This window comes from Nocardia sp. NPDC005998 (assembly GCF_040614395.1).
In the GTDB taxonomy this organism is placed as follows: Bacteria; Actinomycetota; Actinomycetes; order Mycobacteriales; family Mycobacteriaceae; genus Nocardia.
Window position 1 is genome coordinate 2004 of record NZ_JBEXUI010000018.1, and the last position, 18647, is coordinate 20650.

Below are 18647 nucleotides of genomic sequence, written 5' to 3' on the forward strand. Positions count from 1 at the left end.
GGACCAGAACAACACAGCGGACCAAACACCTTCCGCGGACCAGAACAACACAGCGGACCAAACACCTTCCGCGGACCAGAACAACACAGCGGACCAAACACCTTCCGCGGACCAGAACAACACAGCGGACCAGACACCTTCCGCGGACCGGAGGCCTATCGCGGACCGGAGGCCTATCGCGGACCGGAGGCCTATCGCGGACCGGAGGCCTATCGCGGACCGGAGGCCTATCGCGGACCGGAACAGCAGCGCGGACCAGATGCCTATCTAGGACCGGACGCCCACCGCGGGCCCGAACAGCAGCGCGGACCAGATGCCTATCTAGGACCGGACGCCCACCGCGGGCCCGAACAGCAGCGCGGACCCGACGGCTTTCACGGAACCGAGCCGCACGGTGGCCCCGCGGCACAGCACGGCCCAGAGCTCGGCGCCCCATACAGGCCGGGCCCACCGCAACCCGATGCGCGCCACGACTCCGGCCCACACGTACGTCCGGACACACCCGCGCAGGGTTCGTCGCACCCGGCCAACGCATGGCAAGGCGGCCAACCACTTCCGACCCGCAACCCGCGCCAACCCTCCGCTGGCTTCGATCCTCTCGGCAGCAGGCCCCCGACACCCCCTTCGCAACCGCTGGTAGCCCCGCTGAATCCCGCAGCCACCCAACAGCCGGGCGCGACCCAACTCCCAGACGACACCCAGCACCCAGGTGGCCCCGTACAGCCGGGTACCACCCAACAGCCGATGGCCACACAACCGCCTGCGGCCCAACAACTTGGAGCTGACCAGCAGCCGGGCGCCACCGATCAGCCAGGCGCTACCCAGCTACGAGGTGGCTCGCAGTATCCAGGCGCGGCCGATTACCCAAGCGCGCCCCAACAATGGGGCGCTGCGCAACCGCCCGCCCAACAACCTGCGGCTGTCCAGCAGCCGGGCGCTATCCAACCGACCACCGCCGAACCGCCCGCATCCGTCGAGGCGACGGTGCGCTACCAGTCGCAACGCCCCGACCTGCCGCCGCCACCAAATCAGGCTCCTGCACAACCACATTCGCCTGCCACATCGCCTGCGCCGACCGGTGCACACCCTGGAGCGCCGACCACCAGCGACGGCCCCAGCGCGCTGACCACCAGCGAGCACCCCGGCATCCCGACAACCGGCGGGCACCCCGCGATGCCGACAACGGGCGAACGCCCCGACATGCCGACCACCGGCGGGCATCCCAGCGGGCCGACAACCGGCGAACACCCAACGACCGGCGAACGCCCCGCAATGCCAGCGCCAGGTGACGACCCAGGCTTCCCGACAACCGGTGAACGCCCCGACATGCCGACAACCGGCGAACACCCCACCGGGCCAACGACCGCCGAACACCCAACGACCGGCGAACGCCCCGCAATGCCAGCGCCAGGTGACGACCCAGGCTTCCCGACAACCGGTGAACGCCCCGATACGCCGTCAACCGGCGAACACCCCACCGGGCCAACGACCGCCGAACACCCAACGACCGGCGAACGCCCCACAATCCCGACGCCAGGCGACCACCCCGGCTTCCCAACAACCGGTGAACGCCCCGGTACGCCGACAACCAGCGAACACCCCACCGGGCCGACAACCGGCGAACACTCCGGCGTACCAACGACCAGCGAACAGCCTGGCTTGCCGACAACCGGTGAACACCCGACAACCGGCGAACCCCCCACTGCGCCAACGACTGGCGAGCAGCCCGCAACGTCGGCGACCGAGGATCTCGACGGGCCTCCGCCATGGCTCGAGACTCCGCGCACCGAGCAGCCGCAACCAGGGGCTGAAGCCTCCGGTGTGGGCTCGCGGACCCCGGCGGCTACCCCGGAACTGGAGTCGACACCCGCTGCCGAACAGGATTCGGGCAGTGGCCGTCTCGCTCCGCCAGCGCGACTCGATGACCCGCACTCGCCCGCTTCACACGGAACCGACGGCCCGCCACAGCGAATCGACGACTCACGCCCACCGGCTGCCCGTCACACCGACAGTCCGCCGTCACGGCACGACGAAACGCACCCTGCAGGCTCACATTCATCCGATAGCGCGCCGCCGCGACTCGATGACCCACGCCCACCGGCTGCCCGTCACACCGACGGCCCGCCGTCACGGCAGGACGAAGCGCACCCGGTCGGTTCACATTCATCCGATAGCTCGCCGTCGCAAAACGACGAGTCTCAGGCGCCGGTTTCGCGTGGTGGCGATGAGCCGCCGCCGTGGCTGGCGCCGCAGCGGTCGACAGAGGGACCATCTGCTTCCGAGCAGGCGGCTGCGCGGGTGGGGCAGCGGCCCGAACTACCGCCGCCGCCAGGGGAATTCGATGTGCATCAGGGGGTGGACGCCGAATCGTCGGCCGGACCTGCCGCAGGAGGTATCGGCTCGGCGTCCGAGGCGGCGGCAAACGAGGCAGGCCGAGTAGGTCGTCCGGACCTGCCGCAGGTCCCCGGCATGGAACACGCCGCGAACGGCACCGCTGCCGATGCGACGGGCGATAGCGCGCAATCGCACGGTGCGACACCGATATTCGATCCCGCGACCGTCGATCCGACTCGGCGCGCGGGTCGACCCACGGCCCCGGTTCCCGCCGCACCCGCCTCATCGGAATACGGACCGACACCGGGTGATCTCGCCCGCGATTCGGCTCCGATCACCGGGCAGACACCGACACCAGCCGACTTCCGCACCCCTGGCTCCAGGCCACAGGGACCGGGCAGCGACTTCACTCGCCCGCCCGCGACACCACAGGCACCGGGTAGCGACTTCCACGGAACCGCGTCCGCACCGCACGCACCCAGCAGTGACTTCACTCGCCCGCCTGCCACACCGCAGGCACCCGGCGGTGACCTTCACGGAACCGCGTCCGCACCGGACGCACCCAGCAGCGACTTCACTCGCCCGCCTGCCACACCGCAGGCACCCGGCGGCGACGTTCACGGAACCGCTTCCGCACCGGACGCACCCAGTGGCGATTTCACTCGCCCGCCTGCCATACCGCAGGCACCCGGCGGCGACGTTCACGGAACCGCTTCCGCACCACAGGCATCTGGCAGCGACTTCACTCAGCCGCCTTTCGCGCCGCAGGCGACCGATTTCCATGGAGCGTCTGGCACCGGTGGTGTGCCGGGGCAACCGGATCGCGGTTCGGCGGGGCCGGACCGTGCCATACATCCCGGCCCTGGATCGGTGGGCTCGGAGCTCCGACCGGGATCGCAGGCCGACGAATTCGGGCGGCCGGGGGCGGCACCGCAGGGACCTGGGGCCGACCTTGCGGGGCCGACCGGGCCCGATGGCACTGCCGCACAGCCGGACTCGGGGCAGGCGAAACGGGATCGTGGGTTGGCGGCGCCTGGTTGGGCCGCGCACCCCGTGCCGGGGACCGCGGGTGGATCGTTGGCCGCTGGTGGGCGCCATCGGTTGCCATCGGAAATCGACGCTGGTACGCCGGGCGGAGCCGAGGCCGAAGAGGCCGGGCGTCCGACCGATGGGCCCGACGAGGCATCGGATCCGTATGGGTCCGGCGAACAAGGTCGCAATGCTGTCGATACGGGGCAATCCGCCGCAGGTGCGGACGCGCAGCACGGCGACGCGGCCGGATTTGTCCAGCCGGGTCAGCATGCGCCGGGCGGCGATCAGCCGAATGATCCGTGGCGCAATGGAACTGGGTATCAGCAGCCGCCGATGGGGCAACAAGCGCCGGGCGGCGCGCCGTGGCAGGGTGGGCCCGGGTATGCGCAGCCGTCGATCGGGCGGGCGCCCGAGGGTGAGCAGTGGCAGAATCCGGCGGCCCGTGGTCGGCCGGGGCAGCTGTCACCGACCGGTGGGCCGCCTGCCGACCAGTGGCAGCAGGGCCGGGGTTATGCGCCGTCGCCGATGGGACAGCAAGCACCCGTTGGGGATCCGCAGGCCGGATACGGTCAGCCGCCCGCTGGGGATGCACACGCCGGATACGGCCAGCCGCCCACGGGAGATACACACGCCGGATACGGCCAACCACCCACGGGAGATACACACCCCGGATACGGCCAACCACCTGTCGGCGGTCAACAGGCCGGATACGGGCAGTCGCCTCCCGTGCCGGGATATGGGCAGTCAGGCGGAATGCCGCAGCCGTATCAGCAGGGTGCGCAGCATCCGCATGGACCGCAGCCCTCACTCGATGATGTGCCGTTGCGGCGGGCCAAGAAGTCGCCGAGTAGCGGGTGGCGCAAGGCCGTGCATCACGTATCGGGCGGTGCGATCAATCCCGGGTTGTCCGCGGAGGAGTTGCGGCTGCAGGAACTGGTCGCACGAATCAGGCAGCCGGTGCGCGGTGACTATCGGATCGCGGTGCTCTCGCTCAAGGGCGGTGTCGGAAAGACCACGACGACTATGGGTCTCGGGTCGATCTTCGCCTCCATCCGGGGTGACCGGGTGATCGCGGTCGACGCGAATCCGGACTTCGGCACGCTGTCGCAGCGGGTGCCGTTGCAGACCCGCTCGACCGTGCGCGATCTGTTGCTCGATCCCGCGATCCAGCGCTACTCGGATGTGCGCAGACATACTTCGCAGGGCACCAGCCGACTGGAAGTGCTTGCCAGCGAACGCGATCCGGCAGCGTCGGAGGCATTCAACGACGAGGAGTACCGCGCGGTCGCCCGCATCCTGCAGCGGTTCTACAACATCATCCTGACCGACTGCGGTACCGGACTGATGCATTCGGCAATGGGCGGTGTGCTCGACCTGGCGCATTCGCTGGTGCTGATCTCCTCGGCCGCGATCGACGGCGCACGCAGTGCCGCGGCGACGCTCGACTGGCTGTCCCTGCACGGCCATGACCACCTGGTCCGCAATGCGGTCGTGGTGATCAACCTGCCGCGTGAGGGTTCACCGAATGTGGGCATCCAGCAGCTGCGCGAATACTTCCTGTCGCGCTGCCGCGCCGTGCACATCATCCCGTACGACTCGCACCTGTCCGAGGGCGCCGAAATCGATCTGCACCGCCTACACAAGACCACCAAGCGCGCCTACGTCGAACTCGCCGCGACGGTCGCCGACGAATTCGGCATAGACCACCGCAGATACGGTGGCTGACCGGCTGGGTTGAATTTACCGCGCCATCAGCGCGGCGAGTTCTCGAAACTCACTCCGACGTGCACGTAGTGGCGGGCGAAGCGGCGGCCCGCGATGAGCGCCTCGGCGTGCGCGGCCGAGTGGTGGTCACCCCATGTGCGGATCGTTCAGCGCCGGACAGACGGACACCGGGTGCACCGGCGGTGCAGCGCACACACTTCCACGGCTCGGCTCAGGTCGATAACCGCGCCGGGTATCGCGACCGGGCACTCGCAGGACTCGCTGGCGGTTACCAAGGCCGCAATCATGCACTTCACCAAGACAATCGAGAAGCGCGCACCTCTGCGATGGATCGGCCGCGGCGACGGCGGAACAGGCCGCGCAGGGTGCCCGCGTTCAGGTAGCCGACCTTGACGGCTATCGCTTCGATGGTCAGGGTTGTGGTGCGCAGTAGCTGGGTGGCTCGTTCCAGCCGCACCTCGTGCACGAAATCTCGTGGTGACATGCCGATTTCGGCCTGGGTCGCGCGTTGCAGGGTGCGTTCGGTGACGCCGAGCCGCTGTGCCGCGTCAGCGATCAGGAACTGTTCGGCGATGTGGTCGCGAACCCAGCGCTCGAATGCGGCGACCAGGGAGTCGTTGCGGGCGATCACCTCGGGAATCGCGCTGTCGAGCTGATTGCGCCGATCGCCGACCACCAGGTATCTGGAGGTCAATTCGGCCAGTGTCGGACTCTGCGCGGCGATCAGCGACAGGGCGAGGTCGATATGCGACAGTGTGGCCGCCGCGGTCGTGAGCCGGTCCGCGCGGCACAGGATCCGGCTCTCGTCCAGGTCGATGCGCGGATATCGACGCCGGAAGGCCGGGCCGAGCCACCAGCTCGTCGTCGCCACCGCGCCGTCCAGCACGCCCGCCTCGGCCAAGTAGAAGGTGCCGGTGCACGCCGCGGCGAGGTGCGCACCGGATTCGTAGGCGCGCGTCATCAGTTGCAGCACCGGCCGATTCGCGGGCGCGGAGACCAGTCCGATCAAACCCTCCGCATCCAGGACGCGCGAGGCGGGGACGACCACCAGACCGATGTCATCGGGCAATTCGGCCATCGGTGTCGTCTGCGCGAGGAAACCGTGCGCCGTACGCACCTGCCCACCGGGGGCCACCATATGCACCCGCCATGGTTCGGGTGCCGCCTCCAGTTCACCGCGTAGCCCATTGGCGGTGGCAAATGTTTCCAGTACGGCGGTGAGTCCGAGATCGGCAACGCCGTCCTGCACGAAGACCGCAACATCCATGTCGGAAACAGTACTGAATATGTCGTATCCGACACTCGGATCCGCGGAATAAGCGCCCTAGTCTTCGTACTACTTGTCCGTCCTGCCCTGCGGAGTTCCCATGACGCTCGTCGAAACCTTCGGTATCCACCACGTCCGCCTGACCGTGACCGATCTCGACCGGTCCAAGGCGTTCTACCGGGATGTGCTCGGCTTCCATATCGCCGCGGAATCACCGGGCAGCCCGGATGATCCGCAGGTGCGCACCGATCCCACCCAGCTCTACGGCGGCGTCGTATTCCAGACAAACGGGATGCTTTTCGGCCTGCGCCCGGTGGCCGCACCGACCGACCGATTCGATTCCGAACGCGTCGGACTGGACCATCTCAGCTTCAGTGTGCCGTCGGTGGATGATCTGGCTCGCACCGAAACCCGGTTGTCCGAGGCCGGAATCGAGCACGGGGAGATCATTCGACTCGAGGCATTCGGCATCGCGATCCTATCGTTCAGCGATCCCGACGGTATCCACCTCGAGCTCACCGCACCGCTGTGAACGCCCCCGCGCACTGTAGTAACCCGATGTCCCGCAGCCGTTCGACGCTGGTCCGCCCGACCGCGGACGCCGCACTGCCGAGCACCAGCGAATTACTGTGCGCAATGAGCGGTCAGCAGGTGCGCGGACATGTGTGCCGGTGGTCGCACGATCTGGTCCGATTGCATCGCATCCGGCGCGAGCGTCCACAGTCGACCGCCGTAATCGACTGTCTGCGAACCGAACTGGTCGCCAATATCAATGGCTGGGCGACCGAGCACCTGCCGCGTCGGTCCGCCGATCTGCTCGACGCCCAACTCGGCGACACCATCGATCGCATCGCGGCCAGCGCCGATCGCGCGTTCCACCTGATGATGACCGAGGATCTGTCCGGGGAACATATGCATGTGGCATGGACGCGATTGGCCGAACTGGCAATCGCCTACGGCGACCTGGTCCGTCAGGCCGAGGACGGGCGGTGGTGTCTGTCCCCGTACACCCGACGCCGCTGAGCCATCGATGCCCGGCACACCGAATCGACAAGGGGCCGTGGCCGGTCCGTCACGAACTGCCACGGCCCCTCGTCGACCCGGGTCGTCACCACTCCGGAAGTCGCCGCCGTCCCGCGAGTATGTCGCGCACCAGATCGTCATAGGCGTCAGCCAATTCGGCGAGATGGTGCCATGCGCTGTGCAACTGGTCGTCGTGGGCGTCCAGTGTCATCAACGCGTGGTGGGCGCGCACCGACGATTCCGCGATCCGGTCGATGACCGAGCCGACCGTTTCGGTGTGTAGCGTCGCGCCGAGCCGATGCTGCGGCACACTGCGCGCCACCCAATCGTCGATGGCCATGACCAATTCGACTCTCCGACGCTCGATTTCGAGAATCGTCGCCTGGTCGGTCGACACCGAACCACCGCGGCCGACGAGTCGTCGCTCGTGCAGCACCGCGAGGTCACGGGCGAACCAGAGGAGCGGGCCACCGACAACTCGGTGACCGCGGCACGCGCGAACGAGTAGATCCGAGGTCGGAAGCAGCCCGGGAGTCAGGGACTGCACCGTCGAATCGACACATCGCGATGTGCCGGGAAGAGCCATCACAACCGTAGATGAATCCGAACCTGCCACGTTGCCTCGCCGTCATCGCCGCACAACACCTGCTGGATCAGGACGTTCATTACAATAAACCTCTGAAGGCACCTGTCAAGCGTTACCCGGCCGTAGGGAGTCACGAAGAGTACACTTCGTTACCTGCATGACTGACCGAGGAGCAAGATGGCGGACGGTCCGACGTATCACCGGATCGCAGACCTCCTCCGCGAGGAGATCCGCGCAGGCAAGTGGAATGCGGGCGATCGGTTGCCCAGCCATACCGAGCTGGCCGATCAGATGCAGGTTTCGATCACTACCGCGCGCAACGCTATTCAGGTGCTCGTCGCCGAGAATCTGGTCTACACGGCTACTTCCCGTGGCACTATCGTGCGAAACCAGGAAGTGCTGGAATCGGTTGTCACCGACCATATTCGCCCGGATCGGCCGCAGTCGCCCCATGACATCTTCGAAGAGATCGCGCGCGCAGCACACCGCGAGCCAACCAAGGAATTCAGCGCGAAAATGGAACCGGCAAGTCCGGAGGTGGCGCAGTGGCTCGGTGTGCCGGAGGATTCCTGGGTATTGGCCAGGACGGTTGTCCAGTATCTCGATAACGAGCCGTGGTCGTGGGAGGTCAGCTTCTATCCACGAGACTTGGCGGAGGCGACCGGCATCGATTCGCCGCACGATATTCCCGAGGGCACGACACGCCGAATCGCGGACCGCGGACAGGCCGAAACCGCACATCGAGACACCCTCGTCGCCCGCCCGGCCAGCGCGGAAGAGGCGATCGTGCTCGGCGTCGCCACCGGCACCATTCTGCTGGACCACCTGCGCATCGGCGCCAATCACGAGCGCATCACCCGGGCCACCCGGCACCGCTCGATCGCCACCCGCAACCGGCTCGCCTACGAATTGGGTGACGCCGTGGGCACCGGCGTCATCCGACACACCCTCGGCATCTCTTACGGGTCGGGTATCTCCTTGCCATGAAAAATGTTTCGCCATGAATACGGTATTGCCATGACTACCGTGATCCGCCGGGCATCCCTCAGTGATCTCGGCTTGATCTGCCGCCTGCGGATCCAGCGCACCGCCTGGCTCACCGCGCGCGGCTCCGATCAGTGGACCGTGGCCGGACGCGGCCTGCCGATCGAGATCTTCGCCAGGTCGGTCGGCCGGTCCCTGGACGCAGGGGAAACCTGGATCGCCGAGGTGGCCGGGGAACCGGCCGGGACGATCACCGTCAACGAGCAAGCCGATCCGGGGCTCTGGTCACCGTGGGAACTGGCTGATGCGGTGATCGTGCACTACATGATCGTCGAGCTGCGCTTCGCCGGTCAGCGCATCGGCCACCGACTACTGGCCCACGCGGCATCGCTCGCGCGCGAACAACAGCGCCATTGGGTCCGGCTCGACGCCTGGACCACCAATACCGATCTGCACGACTACTACCGCAGCGCAGGCTTCCACCTGGCCAGGATCGCGGGACCGGTCACCTCCGGCCCGTCCCGCGCCCTATTCCAACGCCGCTCCGACAGTTGGACATTCGAGCCGATCACAACGGTGCTGACCCGGGTACCGGAGCCGCAGCCCGGGTTCGAGGCTCACAGCGGCGGCAGATAGGCGATCTGCACCATCTCCTGACCTCGGTTGCGCGACACCAGAATGCCGCGGCCGGGCGGCAGTTTCATCGGGCGGACATCGCCGATCAGCTTGCCCTCGTCCTTGGGTCCGCTCATGATCAGCGCGTCGACGGACAGGTTCTTCATACCGCCGAGCACATTGTCGTAGAGCGCGCGCGAGACGCCGCCGGTGCGCCGGGTGACCACCAGGTGCAGACCGATATCGCGGGCCTGCGGCAGGTATTCCAGCAGCGGGAGCAGCGGATTGATGCCCGCGGTGATCATGTCGTAGTCGTCGACGAGCAGGTAGATCTCCGGTCCGGTCCACCAACTGCGCTCGCGCAGCTGCTGCGGGGTGATATCGGAGCCGGGGATGCGCTTGGACATATACCTGGCGAGTTCGTTGACCATCGGGCCGCAGGTCTGCGATGAGGTGGAGTAGCCGCCGAGATGGGCCTCGTCGACCACGCCGAGCAGGCTGCGACGGTAGTCGATCAGGATGATCTTCGCCTGCTCCGGAGTCGCGTTCTCGGTAATGCCCATGGCGATATTGCGCAGCAGCGTCGTCTTGCCGCATTCCACATCGGCGAAGGCCATGAAGTGCGGCTCCTGGCCGAAATCCAGGACGAACGGGTCCAATTCGTTCTCGCCGAGTCCGACGAGGATCTTCGTCGGCCCGAGTTCGACGTCATGTCTGCGCGCAATCGCCACGACCTCCTCGCGGCTGATCTGCTGCGGCAGCATGCGCACCTCGGGGGCGCGGCGGCCGGGGTAGAGCTGCTGCATCTGGTCCCTGGCCTGGGCCGCGCCCTCGGCCAGAGTCTGCGGATCGGAATCGGAATCCAGCCGGGGCAGCGCGATGAGCATATGCAGTTCATCGGGGGTCAGACCACGGCCGGGACGGCCGACCGGAACCAGCGCCGCGGTGCGCCTGCCCATTTCGGAGTCCGTCGGATCGCCGAGGCGCAGCTCCACCCTGGTGCCGATCTGGTCCTTCACATTGGGCCGGATCTCGCCCCAGCGGGCGGCGCCGATGATCAGGTGGATGCCGTACGAAAGTCCCTGTGCCGCGATGGCGGTGATCTGCGGTTCGACGGCGTCGAACTCCTCGCGCATGGCCTGCCAGCCGTCGATGACCAGGAAGACATCGCCGAACTGGTCCGCGGCCAGCGGATCGTTCGGGTCGGCCTGGGTCCCGTTGATGAGCCTGGCCTCCATCTGGGAGTACTTGCGGCGCCGGAACTCCACCATGGACTCGATACCGAGTGCGGCGAAACGCTCCTCGCGCTGGCGCATCAGGGTGGTCAGCTCGGCGACGGTGCGCCGCACCCGATCGCCGTCGAGGCGACCGGCGACCGAGCCGACATGCGGCAGACCGGACAGACCGGCGAGACTGCCGCCACCGAAATCGAGGCAGTAGAACTGCACCTGCTCGGGGCTGTGGGTCGCGGCCGCGGCCATGACGATGGTGCGGATGGCCGTGGACTTACCGGACTGCGGACCGCCGACGACCGCGACATTGCCCTGCGCACCGGCCAATTGGATGGTCAGCACGTCGCGGCGCTGTTCGTAGGGCTTATCGATGATGCCGATCGGCATCCACAGCTGACCGTGTCGGTTGACCGGGGAACGCCAATCCGGATCGGGCAGCAGCATATCCACCGTCGGCGACTCGTCCAGCGGCGGCAACCACACCTCGTGCGCCGGACGACCGTGTCCGGTAAGTCGCTTCACGACCACCTCGAGCAGCGTCTCGGGAACGCCCCCGCTCTGCGGTTCGTCCGCCGGCTCGGCTCCCGGCGGCGGCGGCAGATCGGGCAGCTCCATGCGCACCGGCTGCGGCCGTTCCTTGATCTCGACCTGCGCTGCGGTGAACACCGTCGGCGACTGACCGCCGACCACCCGGCCGTCCACCTGCCTGCTGCCGCTCGGCGAGACATATGGGCCGGACACGTAGGTCGCGTTGAACCGCAGCGGATCATCGGCATCGCTCTTGAGATAGCCGGAGCCGGGGATGCCGGGCAGGTGATAGGCATCGGTGATGCCGAGCACCGCGCGGGATTCGTTGGCCGAGAAGGTGCGCAGACCGATCCGGTAGGACAGGTGCGAATCGAGGCCGCGCAGCTTGTTCTCCTCCAGTCGCTGCGAGGCCAGCAACAGGTGCACGTGCAGTGAGCGGCCCAGGCGGCCGATCATGACGAACAGATCGGCGAAATCCGGCTTCTGCGAAAGCAATTCGGAGAACTCGTCGACGATGACGAACAGTGCGGGCAGCGGATCGAGCGCAACGCCCGCCGCGCGCGCCTTCTCGTAGTCGGTGACATTGGCGAAATTTCCGGCGGCGCGCAGCAATTCCTGGCGGCGGTTCATCTCACCGGCCAGTGCGTCCTTCATGCGGTCCACCATCGAGAGTTCTTCCTCGAGATTGGTGATGACCGCGGCGACGTGCGGCAGGGAGTCCAGACCGAGGAAGGTGGCGCCACCCTTGAAGTCGACGAGTACCAGGTTCAGCGCGTCCGGTGAGTGCGTGGTCACCATCGAGAGCACCAGCGTGCGCAGGAATTCGGATTTACCCGAACCCGTTGCGCCGATGCACAATCCGTGCGGACCCATACCGCTCTCGGCGGATTCCTTGATATCGATTTCGACCGGGGTACCGTCCGGGGTGACCCCGATCGGCACGCGCAGCCGCTCGCGCGCGGTGCGCGGACGCCATACCTTCGACGGTTCGATCTGCGCGGCATCCGGAATCTTGAGCAGCGCCATCAGACCCGGATCGGTCCTGGTGTCATCGCCGAGGCTGACGATCTGCGCGGCGGTCGCGATCCGGAACCGGGCCAGGCTGCGGGCGAAGGCCTCGGCCTCGGCCGGACTCACCACATCGGCGGTGGCGAATTTCTCGGTGCCGGCGGCACTTTTCGCGCTCACTTCACCGTCACCGACCACCAGTTGCAGTCCGCGCCGGGCGGCGAGGCCGTTCTCGGGGGCGGTCAGGTCGAGCACGGTGACCGAGTCCAAGCCGGATTCGCTGATCAGCCGCTCGGTGCCGTTGACGTAGCCGTCATCGATGATGACCACCAGATGCAACCGGCCCTGTGTCGGTTGCGGATTGCGCATGAACCGGCCGCGCTCGAGCAGTTCCGAGGCGAGTGCGGTCTCGAGTTCGGCCAGCGATCCGTACATCATCCTGGCCGAGCCCATGCCGTCACGGACGGTCGGATGTTGCAGATGCGGCAGCCATTTCGCCCACGCCCAGGCCGGACCGTCGGGATCGGCGCAGACAATGGCGACCGCGACATGGTCGGGTCCATGAAATGCGGTGAGCTCCATCAGCATCGAGCGCGCCAGCATCCGCGCTGACGCGTTATCGCCACCGAGGTTGATGGCCGGGAAGGCCCGCAACGACACCGCGGTCGGCAGTTGGTGCACCACCGAATGGGTACGCACGAAACGGCGCAGCGCCACGGTGGAGACCGGCTCCAGGTCCTCCAGCGGTCCGGTTTCCGGGCGGGCCAGCTTCGTCGCCAACCGATGGCTGCCCACGCCGACCCGCACATGTCCGAAGTCCGGATCGTTCGGGCGACGTTCCCACATCCGGCGGGTGCCGACTACCGACGGCAGATCGATCGGTTCCGGATGACTCCAGGACAGCGACTCCAGCTGCTTGGTACCGGTGCGGCGGACATCCTTGCGCATCTGGTCCAGATACCGGAAGTAGTCCTTGCGTTCCTCGTTGAGCTCGCCAGCGCCCTTGGGGCCGTTGCCCCGCATGCCGAGCATCATGCCGCCCATCGACATGAGCATCATCATCGGGAACATCATCATGAACGGGTTGGCGAGCAGGTTGCGACCCATCATCACCATCATCGCGATCATGCCGACGACGGCGACCACCATGATCACCGGCATCAATTTCATGATCAGCGGTCCGGGCAGGGCCCGCTGGATCTCCGGCGGCGAATTCAACGCCACCTCGCCGCCCGGCGCGCGCGGCGGGGCGATGCGGGGGCGGCGCACGAAACCTTCGGTAACCATGGGTCCTCTACAGCTCTGTTTCGGAGTCGAGGTCGGCGGAGCCACGCGACCGCCGGAACGGAATCGACAGGGCCGCACCGAGTCCCAGCACGATCAGGCAGGTGACCGAGCCGATGACCGCGACGCGGCGCGGCAGTGGATCGGGTCCGGCCGGATGTACCGGGGCCGCCATGACGCGTGGGGTGTCCGCGCCGGTGCCGATCGCCTTATCCGGCAGCTGCGCGGTGAGCGCGGCCAGTGGATCGATGAGACCGTGTCCGACCCGATCGTCGTGACCCGGACCGGGCGCGTGCGCGGTGCGGGTGATCCGCTCGATCACCTGTCCGGCCGTGAGTTCCGGGAACCGAGACCGAACCAGTGCGGCCAGCCCGGCGACATAGGGTGCGGCGAAGCTGGTGCCCTGAATGGATCCGGTGCCCTCCTGGGTGATCGCGCCATTCACCAGTCCGGTGCCGCCCGGCTTATTGTCGAGCGACACGATATTGCGTCCGATGGCGGCCGCGCCGACCCACGGACCGTGCAGGGACAGTGCCGATGGCGAGCCGTTCGGATCGATGGAGGCGACCGTCAGCACGTAGGGCTGGAACCAGGCCGGGCTCGCGATGGTCTGCACGCTGTCCCAGCCCGAACCATCGTTCTGCTTCTCGCACGCGCCGCCGTTCTCCACATTGCCCGCCGCCGCGACCACCACCACATTGTGGTCGTAGGCGTACTTCACCGCGGACCCGAGCGGGACGTCGGCGGTATCGGTTCCCACTGCGCTGCACGAGACTTCGGAGATATTGATGACGGACGCGCCCATATCGACGGCGCGGACCACCGCGGCGGCCAGCGCAAGCACACTGCCGTAGCCGGAGCGCACCATGGCATCGGGCGGCTGATCGCCGCCCGCGCGATCCTTGCGCTCATAGTGTGTGCTCAACTGGCGGATGCTGAGGATCTCGGCCTCGGGTGCGACACCGACGAAGGCGTCGTCGGGGCTCGGCCGCGCCGCGATGATGCCGGCGACCAGGGTGCCGTGACCGTCACAGTCGGCGGTGCCGTCGGAATCCGAGACGTAGTCGCCACCGGCCTGTAGCGCGGGCAGGCGCGGATGCCGGTTCACACCGGTGTCGATGACCGCAACCTTCTGTCCGGCACCGCGGCTGAACTGCCAGGCCGCTGGCAGATCGAGCACGCGCTGCGGCAGCGGCGGCTCCGCAGGGGCGCCACCGATGAGCGAGAGTTCGGCGCAGACGACCTTCTGCTCGGTCGGCTCCAAGGGGGCGGGCCGCCCGCTGAGTGCCTGTGCCGGTCCGAGCGCACCCGAGTCGATCGTCGGCGGTGGGATCGCGCCGGCGGGCGCGGATGAGCCGAGGACGGCCGCGCCGAGAATCGCAGCGGCGCAGATGATTCCGGTCCTGCGCCGCCAGCCGGGCTTGCTCGCCCGAGCAGTCATAGGTTTCTGGCCATCGAATACACGCCCATGATCCACAGCACCAGCGGAATCACCGCGACGATGAGCAGATATTCGATGATCTCCATGGCCCGCCGGGTCACCGGCGTCACCTCGAGGTGCGGGCCGATCACGCCGAACACCACCACCGCGGCGGCGAAGGCGAGCAGCAGCACACCGGCCAGCAACAGCAGATCCGAATCGCCGAGGGCCAGGCCGGTGATCAGGCCGATGATGATGACGGCTCCACCCGCGATCAGCGCACCGGCCTGCACCAGATCGGCGAAGGAACGGCCGCGCAGACTCACGATCACCGCGGCGATGGCGGCCAGCGTAATCCCTTGCCAGCGCGCGGATCCCAGCGGATCTGCGGCACCGAGCGCACCGACCGCCGCCGCGATGGCACAGGCGATGAGTATGCCGGTCTGATACTGATTGGCGGCCCTGGCACGCTCACCGAGTCCGGCGGCCGAGGGCAGCGCGGTGGCGCCGATCGCGCCGATGCCCTCGATGGTGGGCCGCGGTTCGTGATCGGCCGGATCGATCGCACCGCCCGCGGTCGGCACCGGCGGAATCGGCAGCCGGGCCAGCACCGCCGCCAGCCGCGGCACCGCCGAGATCAAGGTGATCGCCACCACCAGGATCGCGGCGGAGATCTTCGGCAATTCGAAGTCCCAGACCATCCGGCACAGCGCGGCGACGCCGCCGAAGAGCGCGACGGTCACCGCGGCCGCCGCCAGCGCGGCACCGGTCGCGGAGGCGCGATAGATCACCGCCGCGGCCACCAGCGTGACCGAGCAGCCGAGCAGCAGATGTGGACTGCCGAGATCGCCGGGCACGAAAAGCGCTGCGCCGCCGAAGAACAGCAGCAATGCGCACAGCGACAACCAGGTGGCGGTCAATTGGTCCGCGTACCTGCGCGCGGCGATCGCTGCGGCGGCCGCGACGACAATGCCGACGCCGGTCGCGAGGAACGGCGCGGCGAGACCACCGCCGTGCGCGCGTCCGGCACCGAGCAGCAGCAGCGCGAGCAGCACCGCCGATACCGCGGCGACCAGACCGGTCCAGCGTGCCGCATTCGACGACCAGCCGCGGAAATCGGCTGCGGTGAGCCGGGATACGGCATCGATGACATCGTCGAAGAGCGCGGGCGATTCCTTCGCGGTAACCGCGCGCAGCACCAGCAGCTCACCGTCGTACACCTCGGCCTCGGTGAGGCTGCGGCTCGGCGCGATGGCGTCGCGGCCCAGGCGGGCCAGCGTCCAGTGTTCGGTATGCAGCGGGGTGCCGCCGTCGTCGCTCTCCACCAGATCGGGATTGCGGGATTCGATCAGGGTGACCAGATCACCGATAAAAGTGGCGATCGGCACGGTCGCGGGGAGCCCGACATCGAGTTGGGTATTTCCACCGATGACAGAGACTCGGCACAGTTCGGGTTCGGCGGCGCGAGTGCCGCCACTCAACGGCTCGGTCAATTGCGTGTCGACCCCAGCTCTTTACCGAAAGTTCCGAACACTTGCGCCCAGTCCCCTACTTGTCGAACCAACACTTGGTTCCACTCTCGCACGAACGCTCCCGTGTGGCATCCGGTTGTCACACACTTTGCAACCTATCGGTAGCAAACATAATGTATCGGACGAGCCGAGCCGCCGCGATCGCTAAGCTGGTCGGAAGATGAACGCGGCCAATCGCGTACCAAAATAGATAGCTCCAACCAAGACTTCGGGGTTTGACAGCAATGACCGGCAACCGCCAAGCACAACGGGCCTTCGACGCCGGAATCCTGTCGCTGGGCCTGACCATCGACGGACAGGAATCGGCTCGCGATCTCGAGTACGCGAAACTGGCCTTCCAGCGCGCCACCGAGTGGGATCCGACCATGTGCGACGCCTGGCTGGGACGAGCCGCGGCGGGTGAGGTCACCACCGAGGTGCTCTACAACCTGTACAAGAACAGCGCGACAACGCTTTACCGCGAGCAGCGGCGGCTCGGGCTGCCGCAGCGGGCATTGGCCGGACGCTTCCTCGCCGGGCTGTACATCGACTATCCCCTGGCCAGCTACACCGAGATCTGGCTGGCCCAAGCGGCACAGCTGATCTCGGAGAAGGAGTACGACGAGGCCGAGCGCGTGCTCGACGAACTCGCCGGGCACCGCGCCTCGATGCTCTCCGATACCGATCGCGAAATCGACGACCGGATCTGCGCATACATCCGTGGCGTACTGCATTTCAACACCCAGCGCTGGCCCGATGTGATGGCCGTACTCGCCGGATCCGCCGAATGGGACGATCCGTATCTGGCGGCGGGCGCACATGTGATGGTCGGTTCGGCCTGCGCCCAGCTCGGTCTGTTCGGCGAGGCCATCCGGCGCATGGAGCAGGCCGAGGCGGGTCCGATTCCGGCGGCGCGCACGACCGCCATGTTCTGCCGCGGCCTGTGCCTGCGCGAGACCGGTAAGGAGGCCGAGGCGCAGGCCCTGTTCGAGAAGGTGTATTCGCAGGCACCGGATTTCGCCGCGAATACCGCCGCCATGCGCGATCGCACCTACCGGCTCACGGTGACCACCAAGGAATCCATCGATGCGCGCACCGACCGCTGGGATCCGGCATCGGCGCCCTCGGTCGAGGCCATGCAGAATGCCGATGCCGAGGATCGCGCGAAAAAGATTCTGGCCGAGGCGCGCGCCGAACTGGATTCCCAGATCGGTCTCGAATCGGTGAAAACGCAGGTTGCGAAGCTGCAGGCGACCGCGCAGCTGGCCAAGATCCGGGCCGAGAAGGGCATGGCGAGCATGGCCCGCGGCAACCACCTGGCGTTCACCGGACCGCCCGGCACCGGTAAGACCACCATCGCCCGGGTGGTAGCCAAAATCTATTGTGGTGTCGGACTTCTCAAGACCGATAAGGTCGTCGAGGCCAAGCGGGTCGACTTCGTCAGCCAGAATCTCGGCGGCACCGCCATCAAGACCGACAAGCTGATCGATACCGCGATGGACGGTGTGCTGTTCATCGACGAGGCGTACACGCTGATCCAGACCGGCCTGCAGGGCGGCGACGCCTTCGGCCGCGAAGCGGTGGATACGCTGCTGGCCCGGATGGAAAACGACCGTGACCGGCTGGTCGTGATCATCGCAGGCTATGACGGCGAGATCGACCGGCTGCTCACCGCGAACGACGGTCTGGCTTCCCGATTCGCCAAACGCCTGCAGTTCCCGTCCTACACCCCGACCGAACTCGGCCAGATCGGCAGCCTCATCGCGCGCTCGCGGGATTCGGAGCTGTCCGATGGGGCAATGGAATTGCTGATCGAGGCGTGCGGGCGGCTGTACGAGGCCGAGCGGGTCGATCAGAGCGGTCAGCCGCGTCGCGGCATCGATCTCGCGGGCAATGGTCGCTTCGTGCGCAACATCATCGAATCCGCCGAGGAGGAACGCGAATTCCGGCTGGCCAATGACGATTCGCTGGATCTGAGCGCGGTGGACGAGACGGTGCTTATGCGGATCGAGGCGCCGGATATGCAGGCAGCCCTGAGCAGCGTGCTCGCCTCGCTCGGCGTTTAGGAGCTGGCTCGGCGGGCATAGCCGGGGCCTGG

11 protein-coding genes are annotated in these 18647 nt (G+C 67.3%); 6 read left to right on the forward strand and 5 right to left on the reverse strand.

Annotated features, from left to right (window positions below; genetic code table 11):
- Nucleotides 1-2298 precede the first annotated feature (2298 nt).
- Nucleotides 2299-5091: an AAA family ATPase gene (locus ABZ293_RS23265; RefSeq protein WP_355183724.1), complete on the forward strand. Its 2793-nt coding sequence runs from the start codon at nt 2299-2301 to the stop codon at nt 5089-5091.
- Nucleotides 5092-5383: 292 nt separating this feature from the next.
- Here ABZ293_RS23265 and ABZ293_RS23270 read toward each other — a convergent pair whose 3' ends face one another.
- Nucleotides 5384-6358, reverse strand: coding sequence for a helix-turn-helix domain-containing protein (locus ABZ293_RS23270; RefSeq protein ID WP_355183726.1), 975 nt, complete (start codon nt 6356-6358; stop codon nt 5384-5386).
- A 100-nt stretch (nt 6359-6458) separates the two neighbouring features.
- Between ABZ293_RS23270 and ABZ293_RS23275 the strand changes: the two genes are divergently transcribed.
- Both ABZ293_RS23275 and ABZ293_RS23280 read left to right on the forward strand, forming a co-directional pair.
- Nucleotides 6459-6890: a VOC family protein gene (locus tag ABZ293_RS23275; RefSeq protein ID WP_355183728.1), complete on the forward strand. Its 432-nt coding sequence runs from the start codon at nt 6459-6461 to the stop codon at nt 6888-6890.
- Between the two features lie 26 nt (nt 6891-6916).
- On the forward strand, nt 6917-7381 hold the full coding sequence (locus tag ABZ293_RS23280; RefSeq protein WP_355183730.1) for a hypothetical protein: 465 nt from the start codon (nt 6917-6919) through the stop codon (nt 7379-7381).
- Nucleotides 7382-7466: 85 nt separating this feature from the next.
- On the opposite strand, the gene ABZ293_RS23285 is transcribed toward ABZ293_RS23280, so the two are convergent.
- Nucleotides 7467-7928, reverse strand: a complete 462-nt coding sequence (locus ABZ293_RS23285; RefSeq protein ID WP_355183731.1) for a DUF4254 domain-containing protein — start codon at nt 7926-7928, stop codon at nt 7467-7469.
- A gap of 216 nt (nt 7929-8144) precedes the next feature.
- Here ABZ293_RS23285 and ABZ293_RS23290 point away from each other — a divergent pair, with 216 nt between their 5' ends.
- Nucleotides 8145-8954 carry a GntR family transcriptional regulator gene (locus ABZ293_RS23290; RefSeq protein ID WP_355183733.1) on the forward strand — a complete coding sequence of 270 codons (810 nt, stop codon included), beginning with the start codon at nt 8145-8147 and terminating at the stop codon, nt 8952-8954.
- A gap of 30 nt (nt 8955-8984) precedes the next feature.
- A complete protein-coding gene (locus ABZ293_RS23295) occupies nt 8985-9587 on the forward strand; it encodes a GNAT family N-acetyltransferase (RefSeq protein ID WP_355183735.1) in 603 nt (200 codons plus the stop codon).
- Here the strand turns inward: ABZ293_RS23295 and eccCa are convergent.
- From eccCa to eccD, 3 genes are read right to left on the reverse strand one after another with little or no spacing between them, the layout of a single operon-like run.
- Nucleotides 9569-13621, reverse strand: coding sequence for a type VII secretion protein EccCa (eccCa, locus tag ABZ293_RS23300; RefSeq protein WP_355183737.1), 4053 nt, complete (start codon nt 13619-13621; stop codon nt 9569-9571). The genes ABZ293_RS23295 and eccCa overlap by 19 nt on opposite strands.
- 7 nt (nt 13622-13628) lie before the next feature.
- Entirely contained in the window at nt 13629-15059 is a 1431-nt protein-coding gene (mycP, locus tag ABZ293_RS23305; RefSeq protein ID WP_355183739.1) for a type VII secretion-associated serine protease mycosin, read from the reverse strand.
- Complete coding sequence (gene eccD, locus ABZ293_RS23310; protein WP_355183741.1) at nt 15056-16531, reverse strand: type VII secretion integral membrane protein EccD; 1476 nt, start codon at nt 16529-16531, stop codon at nt 15056-15058. Before eccD ends, mycP begins: the two co-directional genes overlap by 4 nt.
- 263 nt (nt 16532-16794) lie before the next feature.
- Here eccD and eccA point away from each other — a divergent pair, with 263 nt between their 5' ends.
- Complete coding sequence (gene eccA, locus ABZ293_RS23315; RefSeq protein ID WP_355183902.1) at nt 16795-18615, forward strand: type VII secretion AAA-ATPase EccA; 1821 nt, start codon at nt 16795-16797, stop codon at nt 18613-18615.
- Nucleotides 18616-18647: the final 32 nt, after the last annotated feature.